Source organism: Oxalobacteraceae bacterium OTU3CAMAD1 (genome assembly GCA_024123915.1).
Taxonomy (GTDB): Bacteria; Pseudomonadota; Gammaproteobacteria; order Burkholderiales; family Burkholderiaceae_D; genus Rugamonas.
In genome coordinates this window covers 431,722-452,024 of the sequence record CP099650.1, presented here as the reverse complement: position 1 = coordinate 452,024, position 20,303 = coordinate 431,722, and the positions used below count along the sequence as shown (strand labels likewise).

14 protein-coding genes are annotated in these 20,303 nt (G+C 60.6%); 2 read left to right on the top strand and 12 right to left on the bottom strand.

Translation table 11 applies throughout. From position 1 onward, the window contains the following. Positions 1-54: 54 nt before the first annotated feature. The 3 genes from rsmG to NHH88_01795 form a co-directional block, all read right to left on the bottom strand. Entirely contained in the window at positions 55-705 is a 651-nt protein-coding gene (rsmG, locus tag NHH88_01805) for a 16S rRNA (guanine(527)-N(7))-methyltransferase RsmG (GenBank protein USX14559.1), read from the bottom strand. Continuing rightward, positions 702-2,645, bottom strand: coding sequence for a tRNA uridine-5-carboxymethylaminomethyl(34) synthesis enzyme MnmG (mnmG, locus tag NHH88_01800; protein ID USX14558.1), 1,944 nt, complete (start codon positions 2,643-2,645; stop codon positions 702-704). The genes rsmG and mnmG overlap by 4 nt, the downstream gene beginning before the upstream one ends. A gap of 188 nt (positions 2,646-2,833) precedes the next feature. Further along, complete coding sequence (locus NHH88_01795) at positions 2,834-3,598, bottom strand: TSUP family transporter (GenBank protein ID USX14557.1); 765 nt, start codon at positions 3,596-3,598, stop codon at positions 2,834-2,836. Between the two features lie 226 nt (positions 3,599-3,824). Here NHH88_01795 and NHH88_01790 point away from each other — a divergent pair, with 226 nt between their 5' ends. Further along, a complete protein-coding gene (locus tag NHH88_01790) occupies positions 3,825-4,991 on the top strand; it encodes an iron-containing alcohol dehydrogenase (protein ID USX14556.1) in 1,167 nt (388 codons plus the stop codon). A 24-nt stretch (positions 4,992-5,015) separates the two neighbouring features. Here NHH88_01790 and NHH88_01785 read toward each other — a convergent pair whose 3' ends face one another. From NHH88_01785 to NHH88_01750, 8 genes are all read right to left on the bottom strand, one after another. Further along, a complete protein-coding gene (locus NHH88_01785) occupies positions 5,016-7,073 on the bottom strand; it encodes a D-(-)-3-hydroxybutyrate oligomer hydrolase (GenBank protein ID USX14555.1) in 2,058 nt (685 codons plus the stop codon). 130 nt (positions 7,074-7,203) lie between these two features. Next, entirely contained in the window at positions 7,204-8,178 is a 975-nt protein-coding gene (locus NHH88_01780) for a branched-chain amino acid ABC transporter permease (protein ID USX14554.1), read from the bottom strand. A gap of 8 nt (positions 8,179-8,186) precedes the next feature. After that, positions 8,187-9,071 carry a branched-chain amino acid ABC transporter permease gene (locus tag NHH88_01775; GenBank protein USX14553.1) on the bottom strand — a complete coding sequence of 295 codons (885 nt, stop codon included), beginning with the start codon at positions 9,069-9,071 and terminating at the stop codon, positions 8,187-8,189. Between the two features lie 146 nt (positions 9,072-9,217). Continuing rightward, positions 9,218-10,426, bottom strand: coding sequence for an ABC transporter substrate-binding protein (locus NHH88_01770; protein USX14552.1), 1,209 nt, complete (start codon positions 10,424-10,426; stop codon positions 9,218-9,220). A 63-nt stretch (positions 10,427-10,489) separates the two neighbouring features. Next, the gene (locus NHH88_01765) at positions 10,490-11,197 is read right to left on the bottom strand and encodes an ABC transporter ATP-binding protein (protein ID USX14551.1); all 708 of its coding nucleotides are present in this window, start codon (positions 11,195-11,197) and stop codon (positions 10,490-10,492) included. Then, positions 11,197-11,967, bottom strand: coding sequence for an ABC transporter ATP-binding protein (locus NHH88_01760; protein ID USX14550.1), 771 nt, complete (start codon positions 11,965-11,967; stop codon positions 11,197-11,199). The genes NHH88_01765 and NHH88_01760 overlap by 1 nt, the downstream gene beginning before the upstream one ends. A 124-nt stretch (positions 11,968-12,091) precedes the next feature. After that, positions 12,092-13,720 carry a GMC family oxidoreductase N-terminal domain-containing protein gene (locus NHH88_01755; protein ID USX14549.1) on the bottom strand — a complete coding sequence of 543 codons (1,629 nt, stop codon included), beginning with the start codon at positions 13,718-13,720 and terminating at the stop codon, positions 12,092-12,094. Between the two features lie 68 nt (positions 13,721-13,788). Next, positions 13,789-14,826 (bottom strand): nitronate monooxygenase, encoded by a 1,038-nt coding sequence (locus NHH88_01750; protein USX17506.1) that lies wholly within the window; start codon positions 14,824-14,826, stop codon positions 13,789-13,791. Between the two features lie 988 nt (positions 14,827-15,814). On the opposite strand from NHH88_01750, the gene NHH88_01745 reads away from it, so the two are divergent. Next, on the top strand, positions 15,815-16,501 hold the full coding sequence (locus NHH88_01745; protein USX14548.1) for a 5'-methylthioadenosine/adenosylhomocysteine nucleosidase: 687 nt from the start codon (positions 15,815-15,817) through the stop codon (positions 16,499-16,501). 62 nt (positions 16,502-16,563) lie between these two features. On the opposite strand, the gene putA is transcribed toward NHH88_01745, so the two are convergent. Then, positions 16,564-20,226, bottom strand: a complete 3,663-nt coding sequence (putA, locus tag NHH88_01740; protein ID USX14547.1) for a trifunctional transcriptional regulator/proline dehydrogenase/L-glutamate gamma-semialdehyde dehydrogenase — start codon at positions 20,224-20,226, stop codon at positions 16,564-16,566. Positions 20,227-20,303 lie beyond the last annotated feature (77 nt).

Below are 20,303 nucleotides of genomic sequence, written 5' to 3'. Positions count from 1 at the left end.
ATAAACGATTTATACTGTTTATACGGTATAAACGATTTATACGATATAAACTGTTTATATGGTTTCCGCCTCGATGAACACCAGATGGCGTTCCGCCTCCAGTCCGGGCACCGTTAAAGGCTCTAATTTCTGCACTTTCCATGGCTCCGGAAGCCGCTCTCTTTCTTCCTCTGGAGCCGTCCCTTTAAGGGCTATGAATCGCCCGCCCTCTTGCAGCAGATGGCCCGACCAGTTGACGAAGTCCGACAGGTCCGCAAAGGCGCGCGAGGTGATGACGTCGAACTTCGTCTTCACTTCCAGCTGCTCCACGCGCTTGGTGTACACCGTCACGTTGGACAGGCCCAGCTCCGCCTTCACCTGGTTCAAAAACGCGGTCTTCTTGTGCACCGTATCGATCATCGACACCTTCATATCCGGACGGCTGATCGCCAGCACCATGCCCGGCAAACCACCGCCCGCACCCACATCCAGCACGTTTTTCGCGCCCGCGAACGCCGATACGGCGGCCAGCGAATCGAGCAAATGCAAGGTCACCATCTGCATCGGATCGCGCACCGACGTCAGGTTGTAGACCGAATTCCACTTGTTCAGCAGCGCCAGATAGTCCAGCAGCTTTTCCACTTGATCGTCCGCCAGGTCCAGCTTCAGATCCTTGATGCCCTGTTTTAAAACATCCGCGACAACTACACGGTCAAACACCTTCATTGAACTGCCTCGTCTTTCTGCGCATTTTTGTCATTCAGATAGCCGCCGAAACCGGCCTTTTTCAGGTGCACCAACAGCAGCGAGATCGCCGCCGGCGTCACACCGGAGATGCGCGACGCCTGGCCCAGGGTCTCGGGACGCTGCGCGTGCAGCTTCTGGCGCACTTCCACCGACAGCGCGGTGATGTCCAGATAGCTGAAACCTTCCGGCAATTTCAGGTTTTCGTAGTGCTCGTGGCGCTCCACTTCCTTGGTCTGGCGGTCGATATAGCCCGAATATTTGAGCTGGATTTCGACCTGTTCGCGTACCGCGTCGTCGCTCACGCCGGGTCCGGCGAGCTCGCGGCCGTCGATGCCGGACAGGCTCATCAGCTTCTCGTACTCGACGCCGGGACGGCGCAGCAGGTCCGCCAGCGAGTACTCGCGCTCGATCGCCTGGCCGATAACGCGTTCGGATTCCGCCGCTTCCAGGATGCGTGGATTCACCCACGTGGAACGCAGACGCTCCAGTTCCAGCGCCACCGCTTCGCGTTTTTTCTCGAACGCTTCCCACTGCGCGTCGCCGACGCAGCCCAGTTTGCGGCCGATTTCGGTCAGGCGCATGTCCGCGTTATCCTCGCGCAGGCTAAGGCGATACTCCGCGCGGCTGGTGAACATGCGGTACGGTTCCAGCACGCCTTGCGTGACCAGATCGTCGACCAGCACGCCCAGATACGCCTCGGAACGGGCCGGCGTCCAGGCTTCCTTGCCCTGGGTTTGCAGCGCCGCGTTGAGGCCGGCGAGCATGCCCTGCGCCGCCGCTTCCTCGTAGCCGGTGGTGCCGTTGATCTGGCCGGCGAAGTACAGGCCGCTGACAGCCTTGGTTTCCAGCGATGCCTTGAGGCCGCGCGGGTCGAAATAATCGTACTCGATGGCGTAGCCGGGACGCAGGATGTGGGCGTTTTCCATGCCCTTCATCGACCGCACCAGCTCGATCTGGACATCGAAAGGCAGGCTGGTCGAGATGCCGTTTGGATAGAATTCGTTGGTCGTCAGGCCTTCCGGTTCCAAGAAAATCTGGTGCGATTCCTTGGCCGAGAAGCGGTGGATCTTGTCTTCGATCGACGGGCAATAGCGCGGGCCGACCCCTTCGATGACGCCGGTGTACATCGGGCTGCGGTCCAACCCGGCACGGATGATGTCGTGGGTCTTATTGTTGGTATGCGTGACCCAGCACGGCATTTGCGCCGGATGCATGGCGGCGTTGCCCATCACCGAGAACACCGGCACCGGGTCGAGGTCGCCCGGCTGCTCGGTCATCAGCGAAAAGTCGATGCTGCGGCCGTCGATGCGAGGCGGCGTGCCGGTCTTTAAACGGCCCTGTGGCAGCTTTAATTCCTTCAGGCGGGCAGACAACGAGATCGCTGGCGGATCGCCTGCACGGCCCGCTGAGTAGTTCTGGAGGCCCACGTGGATCTTCCCGTCGAGGAAGGTACCGGCCGTCAGCACGACGGCCGGCGCCAGGAACTTCAGGCCGATCTGCGTGACGGCGCCGACCACGCGGTCGCCCTCCACCATCAAGTCGTCCACGGCCTGCTGGAACAGCCACAGGTTGGGCTGGTTTTCCAGGCGCGAACGGATGGCGGCCTTGTACAAAATACGGTCGGCCTGGGCACGCGTGGCGCGTACCGCCGGGCCTTTGGACGAGTTCAGGATACGGAACTGGATGCCCGATTCATCGGTGGCGATCGCCATGGCGCCGCCCATGGCATCGACTTCCTTGACCAGATGGCCTTTGCCGATACCGCCGATGGAAGGGTTGCACGACATCTGGCCCAGGGTCTCTATGTTGTGCGTCAAGAGCAAAGTCTTCTGCCCCATTCGGGCGGAAGCGAGGGCCGCCTCGGTACCGGCGTGACCACCGCCGACGACGATGACGTCGAAATTAGTTGGAAATAACATGATGGAATTGGGTAAAAGCGAAGGGATCAAGCACCGATTATAAAGTCTTTTGGGAGCTGCGACTTTTTTAGGCAAAATATTTTCGTCTGATTGGCATCATTGTTCCACGTGAAACAATGAAAAAAAAGGGATGCTTGTCATCAAACAAGCATCCCCTTTGTGGTCTCCACTGTTCCACGTGGAACAATCTACCAACGTATCCAGGAGTCGTAACTGGTCTTCACTATCAATATGGACACTACCACCAGGAACAGTTTGCGGACAAATCCACTGCCATGTTTCATGGCCAGCGCGGTGCCGATGATCGAGCCGGCCACTTGGCACACGGCCATCATGGCGCCCAGTTGCCAGATCAGGTGGCCGCTGTAACCAAACCACACCAGTGCCGAGAGGTTGCAGGCAACGTTGACAATCTTGGCTACGGCTGACGCGCCGAGGAAGTCGAAGCCGAAGATCCGCACGAACAGGAACACCAGGAAGCTGCCGGTGCCGGGTCCGAAGAAGCCGTCGTAGAACCCAATGCCGGAACCGATCAGCAGCGCCAGCGTCTGCTCCTTTCGGCCGGTATGCAGTGGCGCGTGCACGCTACCGAAGTCCTTCTTGGCGAAGGTGTAGATGGCCACGGCAAGCAGCACGACCGGCAGCACTGTGCGGAAGAAGTCAGGCGAAACCTTGGTGACGGTATAGGCGCCGAAGAAGGAGAAGACCAGCGCGGCGAAGGCGGCCGGGGCGGCGACTGTCCAGGCGATGGCGACACGACGCGCGTAGCTGACCGCCGCAACGCTGGTGCCGGCGATACTGGCCAGCTTGTTGGTGCCGATGATCGTGGCCGGCGCCATGTTGGGAAATATCGAAAACATCGCTGGCAGCTGTATCAGTCCCCCGCCACCGACCACCGCGTCCACCAACCCGGCGCTGAACGCCGCCACACCCAACACCGCATACTCAACCATGACCCGTATATCCCAACTCGCAAAAGCCACATTGTACGGAAGAAGTTGAGGTCGTTGCGTTGGCGCATCCACCCCGCAAAGCGCAAGCCCCCGGGGTCGTACCCCATACGGGGTACGACCCCTCCGACCGTAGTGCGGGTTAAAGCCGACATACCCCACGTCTCCCAAAGTGCCCTGCCATCATGTAAGCTTCCACGTGAAATCCACCACGTCACGGACCACAACCATGAACGATTTCCCGGCATTCAATTTCAGCACCGTCGCCCACATCGTCTCCGAACTGGGCGCCGCAAACAAACTCGGTGAGCACATCGCCCAACGCTTCCCCACCGTCAAACGCGCCCTGCTCGTCACCGATCCCGGCTTCCTCAAAACCGGACTGGTGGACGCCCCCGCCGCCAGCCTGCAGACGGCCGGCATCGACGTCAGCATCTACTCCAACGTCGTCGCCGACCCGCCCGAGCAGATCGTCCTCGAAGCCGTCGGCGCGGCACGCCAACATCGCAGCGACATTGTCATCGGCCTGGGCGGCGGCAGCTCGATGGACGTCGCCAAACTCATCGCCGTGCTGGCCGGCGGCGACCAGGAGATCGGCGCCATCTACGGCATCGGCAACGTCAAGGGCAGCCGCCTGCCGCTGGTGCAGATCCCCACCACCGCCGGCACCGGTTCCGAGGTGACCAACATCGCCATCGTCACCACCGGCGCCACCACCAAGATGGGCGTCGTCGCTCCGCAGTTGTACGCCGACATGGCCCTGCTCGATGCCGAACTGACCCTGGGCTTGCCGCCGCTGGTCACCGCAGCGACCGGCATCGACGCCATGGTCCACGCAATCGAGGCCTACACCAGCCGCCACAAAAAGAACCCGCTGTCGGACATCCTGGCGCGCAAAGCGTTGGGTCTGCTGTCGGCCAACCTGATTCCCGCTTGCGAGAACGGCCGCAATCTGGCCGCACGTCAGGCCATGCTGTTGGGGGCGATGCTGGCGGGACAGGCATTCTCCAACGCTCCGGTGGCGGCGGTGCACGCCCTCGCCTATCCGATCGGCGGCACGTTCCACGTGCCACACGGCTTGTCGAATTCGCTGGTGCTGCCGCACGTGCTGCGCTTCAACCTGCCGGCGGCGGCGGGCCTGTATGCGGAGCTGGCGGAGATCGTCGTGCCGGAAGCAAGCGGCAGTGCGGAGGCGCGCGCGGAAGCCCTGGTTGTTGCGATGCAACAAATAGCCGCCATCACGGGGATAGAGCGGACCTTGCAGCAGGTCGGCATAAAGGAAACGGATCTGGATCAACTGGCGGATGACGCCATGCTCCAGACCCGTCTGTTGGGGAACAACCCCCGCACCGTCACGCGCGACGATGCGAGGGCGATTTATGCGGCCGCCTTCTAAACGCAGCCGCTTTCAACAACAACCTTACTGAGGAACATCCACCGTCGTGCCGCTGACGTTGATCAGGTTGCCCGGTGCGGGCGCCTGCACGAACGGCGGCACGTTGGCCACGGTCATCGGCGTGGTCGCGTCCGGCCGCGTCACCGTGCGCACCACCTGCGACGGTGGCAGCGGAACGCTCGGGTTGCGCAGGTGGGCCATCATTGCATCTAGCGCGCGGAACAGATAGATGTGCAGCGGCACGATGTTCTGCGGGAAGACGCTGGTGAAGGCGTCGAAGTGGTTGGCGTTCAACACCTCGATGTAGCGCAGCTTGCTCGATGGCCCTTCGGCCAGGGCATTCAAGCCCAGGTAAGCGCGCGAATTGAAATTCACCACCATCAACGTGTCGCTGCGGCCGGCGGCGATGATCGCAGGTTTGCCATGCAGATTGCCGGTCGCCAGCAACTCGGCCGCGCCGGAACGCACGCGTGCGCTCTGCTCCGCCAAGGTGCCGGTCAGCGCGTTGCCGTTGACCGGATCGATGCCGGTCGCCAGCGCGCGCAGGCACAGGAAGCCGTCGAGCGATTGGTCGGCCAGATTAGTGCTCGGCGATACGCCAAGGTTGTACGCGCGCGGTCCGCCCACCGACGCCTCGTAGATCGGCGTGCCGATGATGCCGTTCTGGGTGGCGAAACTGGTGGCGCGCTGCGCCGGCGTGAACGGCACCGGCGAACCGGTCGCGTCGGTCGGCGCGAACGTGAATCCGCACAGCTGGTCGGTCACCGAGAAGCGGCCATAGGCGTTGGCGTAGGTCACGGCCACCAGCACCGTCGTCAGCGCGTGCGAGGCCTGCAGCACGTCGGAATCAGGCAGCCAGCCGTAAGCCCTCAACCGCGCGCGGGCGTCCTCCTGCTGCGCCGCAAGGTCCGCGCCGGTCAACAAGCCCTTGGCGACCAGCGCCGTGCAGCGGCCGGGCGCCGCCGCCGTGGAGGCGATGCACGGCTGGTATAGCGCGGCATAGGTGGAGTAATCGATCAGCCACTTGCCCTGCCCCGTCACCGGCACACCGTTCTGGCGGATCGAGTAGCCGGTCGCGGTGCGCGGCTGGATCTGCGGTTCGTTGGCGGCCACGCCGTCGATCAAGCCCTTGGTGTCCTGCTCGGCCGCCAGCAAGGCCGAAGCGGCGCCGTTGGAGATGCTGGACCCGATCGTGATCGTGTTGGTCGGCGTGAAGCGCACCACATGGCGCGTGTTGTCCCGGGCGTAGCGGCCATACTGCTCGTTCAGCATGTAGAACGCGAACTCGACCGCCTGCAAGGTGTGGTTGCCCCAGTCCTTTTCCGGATTCTGTTGCGAGTGGGCGTGCTTGAAAGCGATGCGTCCGGGCTTGGTGGCGGCGAAGGCCGCGCGGTCGGCGTCGCTCAGTATCGGCGTGAAGTTGGAGTTCTTGCCTGCCGCCGTGCGCGTGGCCCGCACGCCGTTTTGCAGGTTCACGCTGTCGTCGTCGAACGTGTAGAGGCCGGTGCCCGAGCCCTTGTCGCTGTAGGCGACCGCGCACTTGTTCTTCAGGCCCCACTCGCCGGACGTGCCGATGGCTCCGTAGACGCCGCGCGAACCGCTCGACGCGCCCGTGATGATGCAGGGATTGTTGGCGTCGAAGCTGGCCGGTATTTGCACCATCAGGGTGACATTCTTGTTGCCGCTGCCGTCGTCGGCGTAGGCGATGAACTCGCTGCCTGCGATCTTGCCCTCGCTGGTCGTCGGCGTGCCGTTGACGTCCACATTCGGGCCGTACAGCCTGCCGTAGCCGGCGGCCGAGCTGATGTCCTGGATGGCGCGGTAGTTGGCGTAGATGGCGTTGCGGCGCAGTTCGGCCGGGGTCGGGTTCAGGGGGTCTGCGTAAGCCGGCAGCGCACCGGCCAGACCGGTCGCCCCCAGGCCGGCGGTCAGCAAATCGTCGCTGACGCCGTCGTAGGTTTTCGCGGTGATGGTGCCGAGATAACTCGGACGCTCGTTGATGATTTCGGGCTCATCGTGGTGATGGCCGCAAGCGGTCAATGCGATGCCGGCCAGCGCCAGCGTGATTTTCTTCGTATGCATGTCATCCTCTTCTTCCAGTAAGACTCAAAGCAACAGACGGACTACCCCCAATCCGGCCCGAGGCCGGATAAAAAAATTTACTCTCGATTTGAAAAGGACGCCGGGCAGAACGCCCGGCGTCTGTGCTAGATCATGCAGGCTTCTTATTGCCGAGCTTGGCGACAATTTCGCCGATGATTCCGCGGCGGAATAACAACACGCAAACGATGAAGATCAGGCCGATCACCATGGTCACGGCTTCGCCGATGGTGTTGAACCATTCGATGCCGGTGACCTGGGTCAGGTAGATGCCCCAGTCGCCCAGTTTGTTTTCCAGCATGATGATGATCACCGCGCCCAGAATAGGACCGGCCAGGGTGCCCATGCCGCCCACCAAGGTCATCAGGATCACCAGGCCCGACATGGTCCAGTGGACGTCGGTCAGGGTCTCGAAGCCCTGCACCAGCACCTTGGTGCCGCCTGCCAGACCGGCCAGCGCGGCCGACAGCACGAAAGCCAGCAGCTTGTACTTGTCGACGTCATAGCCCAGCGAGATGGCGCGCGGTTCGTTTTCCTTGATCGCCTTGAGCACCTGGCCGAACGGCGAGTGGACGATGCGCACGATCAGCGCGAACGCCAGCACGGCGATGGCCAGCACGAAGAAGTACAACGTGGTGTCGTTGGACAAGTCGATCATGCCCAGCAGTTTTCCACGTGGAACGCCTTGCAGGCCGTCCTCGCCGCCGGTGAACTCGCCGGCGCTGAGGGCGCCGAAGAACACCATCTGCGCCAGCGCCAGGGTGATCATCGAGAAGTAAATGCCTTGGCGACGGATCGCCAGGCCGCCCATCACCAGGCCGAGCAAGGCGGCGCCGACGACGCCGGCCAGGATGCCCAGCTCGGACGGCCAGCCCCACACCTTGAGCGCATTGCCGGTCACATAGCCGGCGCCGCCGAAGAAGGCGGCGTGGCCGAACGACAGCAGGCCGGTGAAGCCGATCAGCAGGTTGAAGGCGCAGGCGAACAGCACAAAGCACAGCAGCTTGGCGAGGAACACCGGATAGCCGACGAACGGCGCCGCCAGGGCAATTGCCAAAGCGATCGTATAACCAATTTTCTTGTCCATCGTCCCTCCTATTTTTCTTTACCGAACAAACCAGCGGGACGGATCAGCAGCACGACCACCATCACGAGGAACACGACCGTCGACGAAAACGGCGCATACACGACCTTGGTCAAGCCTTCGATCACGCCCAGGCCGAGACCGGTGAGAATCGAACCCATGATCGACCCCATGCCCCCGATCACCACAACGGCGAATACGACGATAATCAGGTTCTGACCCATCAGGGGCTGCACCTGGATGATCGGGGCCGCCAGCACCCCTGCAAAGCCCGCCAAAGCGACGCCGAAGCCGTAGGTGAGCGTGACCATCAGCGGCACGTTGATGCCGAACGCTTCCACCAGCTTCGGATTCTCGGTGCCGGCGCGCAAATAGGCGCCCAGTTTGGTCTTTTCGATCACGTACCAGGTGGCCAGGCAGACGACAACGGACGCCACGACCACCCAGGCGCGGTAGTTCGGCATCACCATGAAGCCGAGGTCGGTGGCGCCTGCCAGCGCGTCGGGTACCTGGAACGGCTGACCCGAGACGCCGTAGAAGGAGCGGAACACGCCCTCGATCAGCAAGGTGATGCCAAAAGTCAGCAGCAAGCCGTATAAATGATCGAGCTTGTACAGGTGGCGCAGCATGGTCTTTTCGATAACGATGCCGAACACGCCGATGATCAGCGGCGCCAGCAGCAGCATGGTCCAATAGTTCAGACCGAAATAAGTCATCCCCATCCAAGCCACGAAGGCACCCATCATGTACAGGGCGCCGTGGGAAAAGTTAATAACGTTGAGAAGGCCAAAGATGACGGCCAGGCCGAGTGACAGCATCGCGTAGAAGGAGCCGTTCACCAGCCCCAGCAGCAGCTGGCTCATCCATACGCTCAAGGGATAGCCGAAAATTTCCATGAGATCACAGTCTAAAGAGCACCTGGCCGGACGGCGAGGCGGAGTACGAGGACAAAAACAAGGACAAGAACAAGAACGAACACAAGGAACGGACCGGCGCCTCGCCACGCGGAGTGGCGCTGCGCCGGCCCTGTGCACAACTCAGCTTATTTCCACAGGCTGCATTTGGTTTCGGCCTTGGTGGCGTATGCCTGGTCGCCCGGAATGGTGGCCACGACCTTGTAGTAATCCCACGGATATTTCGATTCCGAAGGCTTTTTCACTTCCATCAGGTACATGTCGTGGACCATGCGGCCGTCCGGACGGATCACGCCATTCTTGGCGAACATGTCGTTGATCTTGTTGGCCTTCAGATGGGCCATGACCTTGTCGGCGTCGTCCGTACCCACGGCCTTGACCGCTTTCAGGTAGTTGGCGGCGGCCGAGTAGTCGGCCGCCTGCAACATCGACGGCGACTTCTTCATCTTGGCGAAGTAGCGCTTCGACCAATCGCGCGTTTCCTGGTTCTGGTCCCAGTACCAGCCGTCGGTCAGGTACATGCCCTGCGTCAGGTTCAGGCCAAGCGAGTGGACGTCGTTGATGAAGATCAGCAAGCCGGCCAGTTTCATCTTCTTGGTGATGCCAAACTCGTTGGCGGCCTTGATCGAGTTGATCGCGTCGCCGCCGGCGTTGGCCAGGCCGAGGATCTGCGCGCCCGACGACTGCGCCTGCAGCAGGAAGGACGAGAAGTCCGACGCCGACAATGGATGCTTGACCGAACCCATCACCTTGCCGCCGGCGGCCTTGACCACGTCCGACGTATCCTTTTCCAGCGACTGGCCAAAGGCGTAGTCGGCGGTCATGAAGTACCAGTTCTTGCCGCCCTGCTTGACGATGGCGCCGCCGGTGCCGCGCGCCAATGCGATCGTGTCGTAGGCGTAGTGCACGGTGTAAGGCGTGCACTCCTCATTGGTCAAGCGGGCCGAGCCGGCGCCGATCGAGATGAAGACCTTTTTCTTTTCCGCGGCGACCTTGGCCATGGCCAGGTTGGCGCCGGAGTTGGTGCCGCCGATCAGCATGTCGACGCCCTGCTGGTCGAACCATTCGCGCGCCTTGGAGGCGGCGATGTCTGCCTTGTTCTGGTGGTCGGCGGAGATGAACTCCACCTTCTTGCCGGCGAGGACGACGCCGGCATCCGCAATCGCCATTTTGATGGCCTCGGCGCCGCCGGCGCCGTCGATATCCGTGTACAGGCCGGACATGTCGGTGATCATGCCGATCTTGATGGTGTCGCCGGAAACCTGGGCTTGCGCGGCAAAGGACAGGCCTAGCGCGCAGACGGCGGTGGCGGCGATGGTGATAGCTTTGAGTTTCATTTTGTCTCCGTTCGAATAGTCGTGATTTCGATTTGTATAGTCACAGAACGATGAAGTAATTTTCTACACGCCAAGCAGCTCGGTCAGTACCGGCATCTTGTCGCTCAATTCCGATGAAACAAAAGTCTCGACGATCTGACCGTGTTCCATCACATAAAACCGGTCCGCCAGCGGCGCGGCGAACCGGAAATTCTGTTCCACCATGACGATGGTGTAGCCCTTCGATTTGAGGGTGGTGATCATGCGCGCCAGGCCTTGCACGATGACCGGCGCCAGGCCCTCCGAAATTTCATCGAGCAGCAACAGGCGCGCGCCGGTGCGCAGGATGCGCGCCACCGCCAACATCTGCTGCTCGCCCCCCGACAGGCGGGTGCCCTGGCTGTGCTTGCGCTCCTCCAGGTTGGGGAACATCGCGTAGATTTCCTTGATCGACATGCCCTTGTCGCCGGTCGACAACTGCGGCGGCAGCAACAGGTTTTCCTCGGTCGACAGCGAGGCGAAAATGCCGCGCTCCTCGGGGCAATAGCCAACGCCGAGGTGGGCGATCTTATGCGTCGGCAAACCGATCGCCTCGACGCCGTTGATCTTGATCGAGCCCTTGCGCGCGCCGGTCAATCCCATGATGGCGCGCAAGGTGGTGGTGCGGCCGGCGCCGTTACGGCCCAGCAAGGTGACCACTTCGCCGGGCTGCACCGTCAGGTTGACGTCGTGCAGGATGTGCGATTCGCCGTACCAGGTTTGCAGGTTGGAGATTTGCAGGGCGGCCGTCATCAGTGGGCTCCTTCGAGCTCGGCGGCTTCGGTGCCCATGTACGCTTCCATCACTTGCGGATTACGCGACACTTCCGCGTAGGTGCCCTCGGCCAGCATGGCGCCGCGCTGCAAAACGGAGATCTTGTCGCAGATGCCGGACACGACTTTCATATTGTGTTCGACCATCAAAATGGTGCGGCCGGCCGACACTTTTTTGATGAGGTCGGTTACGCGGTGAACGTCCTCGTGTCCCATGCCCTGCGTCGGCTCATCGAGCAGCATCAGCTCCGGCTCCATCGCCAACGTGGTGGCGATCTCCAAAGCGCGCTTGCGCCCATAAGGCATATCGACGGTGACGGTGTCGGCGAACTCGGTCAGGTCGACCTCGGCCAGCAACTGCATCGCGCGGTCGTTGAGCTTGTTTAAAGCCCGCTCGCTCTGCCAGAAATGGAAGCTCGTCCCCAGCTGGCGCTGCAATCCGATGCGGACATTCTGCAGCACCGTCAGGTGGGGAAACACCGCCGAAATCTGGAACGAACGAATCACACCCATGCGGGCGATCTGCGCCGGCTTCGCTGCGGTGATGTCTTTTTCGTTAAACAGAATCTGGCCCGAAGTCGGCACCAGGAATTTCGTGAGCAGATTAAAGCATGTGGTTTTACCGGCGCCGTTGGGGCCGATCAGCGCGTGGATATGACCGCGCTGCACTTTCAAATTGACGTCATTGACCGCAGTAAAACCTCTGAACTGCTTGGTCAGGTTCTTCGTTTCCAAGATAACACCGGACATCCTGTCTCCCTTGCTTCTATGGTTCAAGGTACTAAATTTTTTTAGATCATACAGAGTAAAAAATTAGCTAACAATACAGTATAACTACTACTTACTTTTGATCTAACGCTAACAAGCGGTCCCATCATTTCCAGGCTGAACGGATCATTTCTGAAGCTTTTTCGGCGATCATGATCGTCGGGGAGTTGGTGTTACCAGAGGTGATGAAGGGCATGATGGATGCGTCCACAACGCGCAAACCGGCGACGCCGATGACACGCAATTGGCTATCGACGACGGCGGTGGGATCGTCGGCGCGGCCCATCTTGCAGGTGCCGACCGGATGGAAGATGGTGGTGCCGATATGGCCTGCCGCCTCCGCGAGTTCTTCCTCGGTGCGGTAGTGGATGCCGGGCTTGTATTCCTCCGGCGCGAACTTGTTCAGCGCGGGCGACGCGACGATTTGGCGCGTCAACGTCAGCGCCGCCGCCGCCACTTTGCGGTCCTCGGCGGTACTCAAATACATCGGCGAAATCTTGGGAGGCGCATACGAATCGGCGCCGGCGATATGCACATGGCCGCGCGATGTCGGACGCAGGTTGCACACGCTGGCGGTGAACGCGGGGAAGGCGTGCAAAGGGTCGCCGAATTTTTCCAGCGACAAGGGCTGCACGTGATACTGAAGATTGGGTGTCGGCTGATTGGCATCGGAGCGCGCGAACGCGCCCAGCTGCGACGGCGCCATCGACATCGGCCCGCTCTGGAACATTGCATACTCCAGGCCGATCTTCATCTTGCCGAACCAGTTCGACGCCATCGTGTTCAAGGTGCGGGCACCGCCGCCGAGCTTGTAGACCATGCGCAGCTGCAGATGATCCTGCAGGTTTTCACCGACGCCGGGCAGCTCCGCCAGCGGCGCGATACCGTGATCAAGCAGCTTCGCGGCCGAGCCGATGCCCGAGCACTGCAAAATATGCGGCGAACCAACGGCGCCAGCGGCCAGCACGGTTTCTTTCGCGGCCATCGCTTGGTACTTGGCGCCGCCACCGGTGAAAATCACGCCTTTGCACACGGGACCTTGATCGCTCATTTCGATCTGCAATCGTTCCACGTGGCAGCCGGTCATGACCGTCAGATTGGGACGGCCCGACACCGGCTTCAGGAAAGCCTTCGCCGTGTTCCAGCGGATGCCGCGTTTTTGATTGACTTCGAAATAGCCGCAGCCGGCGTTGTCGCCGCGATTGAAATCGTCGACTTTCGCGATGCCGGTTTGTTCGGCCGCATCGCGGAACGCGTCCAGTATCTGCCAGGAGAGGCGCTGTTTTTCCACGCGCCACGGACCGCCGGCGCCGTGCTCTTCGGAAGCGCCGCCGTGATAATCCTCGCTATTTTTAAACAGCGGCAGCACCTGGTCCCAACGCCAGCTAGTGTCACCGGTCAGCTCGGCCCAGCGGTTGTAATCTTCCGCCTGGCCGCGCATGTAAATCATGCCGTTGATGGACGAGCTTCCGCCCAGTACTTTGCCGCGCGGGTAAAGCAGGCTGCGCCCGTTCAGGCCGGCGTCGGCTTCGGTGCGGAACATCCAGTCGGTGCGCGGATTGTCGATGCAATGCAGATAGCCGACCGGGATGTGGATCCACACATAATCGTCCCTGCCGCCCGCCTCGATCAGCAGGACGTCGACGTTTCTGTCGGCGCTTAAACGGTTTGCCAATACGCAGCCAGCCGAGCCTGCCCCAATGATGATGTAATCGTAGTCGCCTGCTGATTCCAAAAACTGCTCCTCCAAGGATGACTCGGTATGCCGGGGCGTTGGGCTCTCTCGGCGGTCTGAGGCTTAGTCTACGCTGCGTTCATCTCCGATAGCAATGTTTCAACAAGCTTGGCGGCGGGCATCGGCCTGGCGCGTGCGACACCGGTGCCGCACCACAGCGACATCAGTTCGGTATCGCCGCGTTTGGCGGCTTCGGCGCGGATCGGCGAGGTTAGCGCGTTTTGGATCGGATATGCCGGCAATTGCGTTTCGACCGGCTCCAGATCCCGCATCACGCGGTTCACCAATCCACGCGCGTAGCGGCCGGAAAAGGTGCGGGTCAGACGCGTCGGATGGTCGCCGGCAGTCAACAACCGTTGTTTGTAGTGTGGATTAATTGCCGATTCGTCGGTCACCAGGAAGGCGGTTCCCATCTGAACGGCCTGCGCGCCCATGTCCAGCGCCCGTTTGATGTCGGCGCCGTCCATGATGCCGCCGGCGGCGATGACGGGAATATCCACCGCCGCCACAATTTTCGGCAACAGCTCGAACGTTTTCAATGTCGCGTCTTCCTGCGCGCCGATAAAGGTGCCGCGATGGCCGCCCGACTCGGTGCCGGAAGCGATCACCGCATCGGCGCCCCTGCTCTGCCATTCGATGGCTTCCTGGGCATGGGTGATTGTGCCGATCACGACAATGCCTGCGTCGTGCAAACGCTGGATTTGTTCGGCGCTCAGGATGCCAAAAGTGAAGCTGGCGACGGCCGGGCGCAGTTCGATCAGCGCCTCGAACTGGGCGGCGAAGTCCTCGCACCACTTGGCCGGTGTGGGTAACTCGGTCCACCCAAGCGACGACCACAGCGGTTTCAACCATTCGACAGCCCTGCTTATTTCGACCGGGTCCGGCTGCGGAGTCTCCAAAACGAAGAAGTTGAGGCAGAACGGTCTCTCCGTCAACGCACGGATTTGTGCGGTTTGTTCGCGGATCGTTGCTGGAGAAAGTAAGGAGCAAGCCAGAGAACCGAGCGCTCCGGCATTGGAGACGGCGGCGACTTGGGCCGGGGTGTTGGGCCCGCCTGCGGTAGGCCCCTGGATGATTGGATGGGGAAAAACGGATGTCAGATTCATCATATTTCTCACTTTAATGCCCACTTACCCCTGTGGATAAGTCTATGGATATCCACAGGCACGATATGTGAGTAAACAAAAAATTTCTGGAGAGCTGTTTTCTTATCCCAAAACAGTTCTTTGGTCATACACGGCTTACGAGCCTGCTTATGAAGTTCGTAAACGCCTGATTCTAATCCAAAATGAGGACTTATCCACAGAAAAGTGTCTACGTTAACAACTACTACTATTTTTATATATACATCTTTAGAGTAAACCATAGTTCACGCGGCTCGAAGAAAACCCCAAAAAACCGAGGCGCAAGCGCCTGAAGCCGTTTGTCTCAAAAAAAGAGGTCCCAGCAAGAAAGATGAAGGTTGCTTAGCAAGCTGATGACCTGCAAAACAAAAATTACTCTGGAGACACGTAGGGCGGATTAGACCGAAGGTCGTAATCGGCCATCGACGAGCCGCCGACGGATCCTGGCGGATTACGCTTCGCTAATCCGCCCTACGTGGTTTAGATGAGATCTCGGGGCTGTAGCCGTAGTTGATGTTGCTGAAAAGCTCAGAAAACACTGCAAAACCGTGCTACCTGTGAATAACTTACTGGATATCCACAGGATGAGTTGTGAGTAAGCACGAAGTTATCCAAGGGCCGACATTTTATACAGAATTGCTCTGCAAATGGTACAGCGCTTATGCAAGTGCTTATCTTTCGCGTAAACCGATGATTCGTAAACGTATACAGAACTTATCCACAGCTAAATGCCCGTTTACTACTACTACTATTTTTTATATATATCTTTGTAAACTACTAAACCATGAAAAGCGAAAAACACCCCGAAAACCCGAAAAAGCGCAGATTTCTGACGAAATCTGAGGCCCTCTTCGTGGGCAAAGACCCGTTTACACAGCAAAAAACGCCTTAAAATCGACCGTTTTTAGCTTCGCACTGTGGAGAACTAGCAAGAAGTCCACAGCCACCACTCGAAAAACAGGAAAAAGATATGCGTCTAGGCATCATTAGTGCGTTGGCTGAAGAACAGCATGGGCTGATAGAAGCCCTTGAGAGCCCCTACAAGCACGTCCATGGCATGAGGGAGTACACGACCGGGAAACTCTGGGAAATCGACGCTGTGTGCGTTCTGTCGCGTATAGGCAAGGTCGCAGCGGCGATGACAGCCGCAATCCTTGTGGAAAAGTTCGGAGTTACCCACATCGTCTTCACCGGCGTCGCTGGAAGCGGGGATAGAAACGTCAAAGTGGGCGATATCGTCGTCGCGGAAGCGTTGGTTCAGCATGATTTCGATGCCAGCCCACTGTTTCCGCAGTTTGAAATCCCGCTAACGGGGCTATCTCACTTCGCCACCGACGTCGCCTTGACGGAAAGATTGGCCATCGCAGCCGCGAAAACCACGCGTGTGCATCGTGGATTGATCGCCAGCGGCGACCAGTTCATCGGAAAATTGGCGCAAATCCAGGCCATCAAAGCCGGATTGCCTGAATTATTAGCAGTGGAAATGGAAGGTGCAGCCGTCGCGCAAGTGTGTTTTGAGCTTGGCATCCCGTTCGCGGTGATCAGAACGATCTCGGACAATGCCAATGACGACGCCGCCGTCGACTTCATGCATTTCATCAAAACCGTAGCATCGCGCTACGCGTTCGAGGTTATCCACAACTTCTGCAAGCCGTAAAAGCAACGGATGTAAAAAGGGCCGGGTTTTATCCCGGCCCTTCGTATTCACAGCTTGGTTTCTTACGCTTCGAGCGTCATCAGGCTGGCGTTGCCGCCCGCAGCGGTCGTGTTGACGCACAGAGCCCGCTCAGCAAGCAAACGCCACAGGGGGATGGCCCCATCCTCGTTCGTGTCGATCAGGCTCACCAGCGCCCCGCTACGGGCCGCCAGTTGGCTGTACAAGCTGCCGGCCAGCATCGATTCCACCAGGGCGATCTGGAAATCGCCTTCGAAACCGTTTAAATCGGCCACTGGCTTGATGCGGTCCTTCACTGTCGCCGGCAGATCTCCTGGCACCAGCTTGGCCGTCTCGCCTGCGAGCAGGGCAATATTTCCGGTGGCGAGTACGGCGGCCAGCTGGTTCAGCAGGCCGTCCTGGGTGCCTGCGGCACAAACCACCGCGCCACGTGGCACCAACGCCAGCGTGTTGCGCTCGCCGGTCGGGCCCGGCAAGGCGGTCAGGCTGCCCAGCATCGTCGTGCGGCTGTACTGATCGGCCAGCTTGGCGATGCCATCGCGGCCGTGCTTTTGCGCCCAGGCGGTCAGGGCGTCCAGCGCGGGCGTCGCCTGGCGGTCGTGCTGGTGTTGCGGCGTTGCTGTTGCACCGCGCTGCAGACGCTTCAAGTACAGCGGACCGCCGGCTTTCGGGCCGGTGCCGGATTTGCCTTCGCCACCAAATGGCTGCACGCCCACAACCGCGCCGACGATGTTGCGATTCACGTAGATATTGCCGACATGCGCGTTCGAGCTGATGTAGTCGATCGTTTCATCGATGCGCGAATGTATGCCCAGGGTCAGGCCAAAACCGCTTTCGTTGATTTGCTGGACCAGTTTCGGCAGATCGGCCCGCTTGTAGCGGATCACGTGCAGAACCGGGCCGAAGACTTCTTGCGTCAGTTCCGACAGTGAACGGATCTCCAGTACCGTCGGCGGAACAAAAGTACCGGCGGTAATCACGCTTGATGGCAGATCCAGCGAGAAGTAATTCACCGCTGTGCCCTTGAGCTTGTTAATGTGCGCCAGCAGGTTTTGCTGCGCTTCGGCGTCGATGACCGGGCCGATATCGGTCACCAGGCGGTCCGGACAGCCGACTTTCAGCTCCAGCATCGCGCCTTTGAGCATTTTGATGGTTTTGTCGGCGATATCTTCCTGCAGGAACAGCACGCGCAGCGCCGAGCAACGCTGGCCGGCACTGTCGAAGGCGGACGAAATCGCATCCTGAACAACCTGTTCCGGCAAGGCCGACGAATCGACGATCATCGCGTTTTGACCACCGGTCTCGGCGATCAGCGGAATCTCGATGTTCTCGGCGGCCGCACGCTTGGCCAAGGTGCGGTTGATCAGCTGCGCCACTTCGGTCGAGCCGGTGAAGATCACACCTTTCACACGCGGATCGGCGGTCAGCGCGGCGCCGACCACTTCGCCACGGCCAGGCAGGAATTGCAGCGCGGCGCGCGGAATGCCCGCTTCGTGCAGCAGCTCGACCGCGCGGTGCGCGATCAGCGGCGTTTGCTCGGCCGGCTTGGCCAGCACCACGTTGCCCGCCGCCAGCGAGGCGGCGACCTGGCCGGTGAAAATCGCGAGCGGGAAGTTCCACGGGCTGATGCAGGTGACCGGACCCAAGGCCAGGGTATTGGTCGAACCGGCGACTTCGGCCGCGTAGTAACGCAGGAAATCGACCGCTTCGCGCAGCTCGGCGATCGCGTTCGGCAACGACTTGCCCGCTTCGCGGATCGCCAGGGTCATCAGTTCCATCGCGTTCGCTTCGAACAGGTCGGCGGCGCGGTTTAACGCGGCGGCGCGTTCGGACGGCTGGGTGGTCTGCCAATCCATCGCAAAATTGCTGGCGCTGATCAGCGCGCTGTCGACGTCGGTGGTGGTCGCTTCGACCAGTTTGCCGACGATATCGCTATGCTGGGCCGGATTGCTGACATCCTGCACCGGCTGGCCGACGCTGACGCCGCCCGCCAGCAGCGGCGACGCGTACCAGGTGCGCGGCACGGCCAGCGCCGCCGAAATCTCGCGCAGCACGTCCTCGTTGGCCAGGTCGAAGCCTGCCGAGTTCTTGCGCTCAGCGCCAAACATCGCTTGCGGCAGCGGAATGCCGGCGTGCGGCTGGCCGCCCTGCTCGCGCGCCTGGGCGACCGGGTCCTTGATCAGCGATTCGATCGGAATCGCCTCGTCGACGATCTGGTTGACGAACGACGAGTTGGCGCCGTTCTCCAGCAGGCGGCGCACCAGGTAGGCCAGCAAGGTTTCATGCGTGCCGACCGGCGCGTAAATACGGCACGGCTTGTCCAGGTTGTCCTTGCCGACGACCTGGTCGTACAGCGATTCGCCCATGCCGTGAAGGCACTGGAATTCGTAGTCGGTCACGCCGTCGCGCTTGGCCCAGGTGTAGATGGTCGACAAGGTTTGCGCGTTGTGCGTGGCGAACTGGGGATAGATTACGTCGGTTGCGCCGAGCAGCTTTTGCGCGCACACCAGATAGGAAACGTCGGTGTAGACCTTGCGCGTGTAGACCGGATAGCCGCTCATGCCGTCCACCTGGGCGCGCTTGATCTCCGCATCCCAATACGCGCCCTTGACCAGGCGCACCATGAATTTGCGGCCGCTGCGCTTGGCCAGGTCGATCAGGAAATCGATCGCGAACGGGCAGCGCTTCTGATACGCCTGCACGACGAAGCCGATGCCTTCGAAGCCGGCCAGTTCCGGGTCGTAAGCCAGCGCCTCCATCAGGTCCAGCGACAGTTCCAGGCGGTCGGCCTCTTCCGCATCGATGTTCAGGCCGATGTTGTAGTGCTTGGCCAGCAGCACCAGTTGACGCATACGCGGCAGCAATTCCTCCATCACGCGCGCGCGCTGGGCGCGGCTGTAACGCGGGTGCAGCGCCGACAGCTTGACCGAAATACCGGGACCGTTCTTGATGCCGCGCCCGTTCGAAGCCTTGCCGATCGCGTGGATCGCCGTCTCGTAGGAGGCATAGTAGTTCTTGGCGTCGGCCTCGGTCAGCGCCGCCTCGCCCAACATGTCATATGAATAACGATAACCGCGCGCCTCGTTGCCCTGGCCATTCTTGATGGCTTCGTCGATGGTCTGGCCGGTGACGAACTGATTGCCCAGCATGCGCATCGCCAGGTCGACCCCTTTGCGGATCAGCGGCTCGCCGCCTTTGGAAATAAGCTTGGTCAAGGCCGAGCCCAGGCCGGTCTCGCTGTTGGTGCTGACCAGTTTGCCGGTGATGAGCAGACCCCACGTGGCCGCGTTGACGAACAGCGACGGCGACTCGCCCAGGTGCTTGCGCCAGTCGCCCTTGCTGATTTTGTCGGCGATCAGGCGGTCGGCGGTGGCATTGTCGGGAATACGCAACAGTGCTTCGGCCAGGCACATCAGCGCGACACCCTCTTCCGACGATAGCGAGAACTCGTGCATCAGGGCGTCGACGCCGGAGGCGCGGGTGCGCTGTTCGCGTACCGAGCTGACCAGTTTATGCGCCAGTTGCTGCGCCTGTTGCAAGCTATTGGCGTCGTTGTTTTTGATCTGATCCAACAACCACTGAACCGCGCTCACTTCGTCGCGCCGGTAGGCCGCCGTCACTGCTGCGCGCAATGGAATCGGGTCGCGCAGGATTTCTGCTTGTAACGCTGCGAAGGGGGTGAAAACGGTCGGATCTGCTGCTTGCATGAATGACTCTCAGAATAGAAATTTAGGAGCGTCCACTTACAAAAACACGCTCTGCAAGCGGGTAGCTTGAGAGCGTG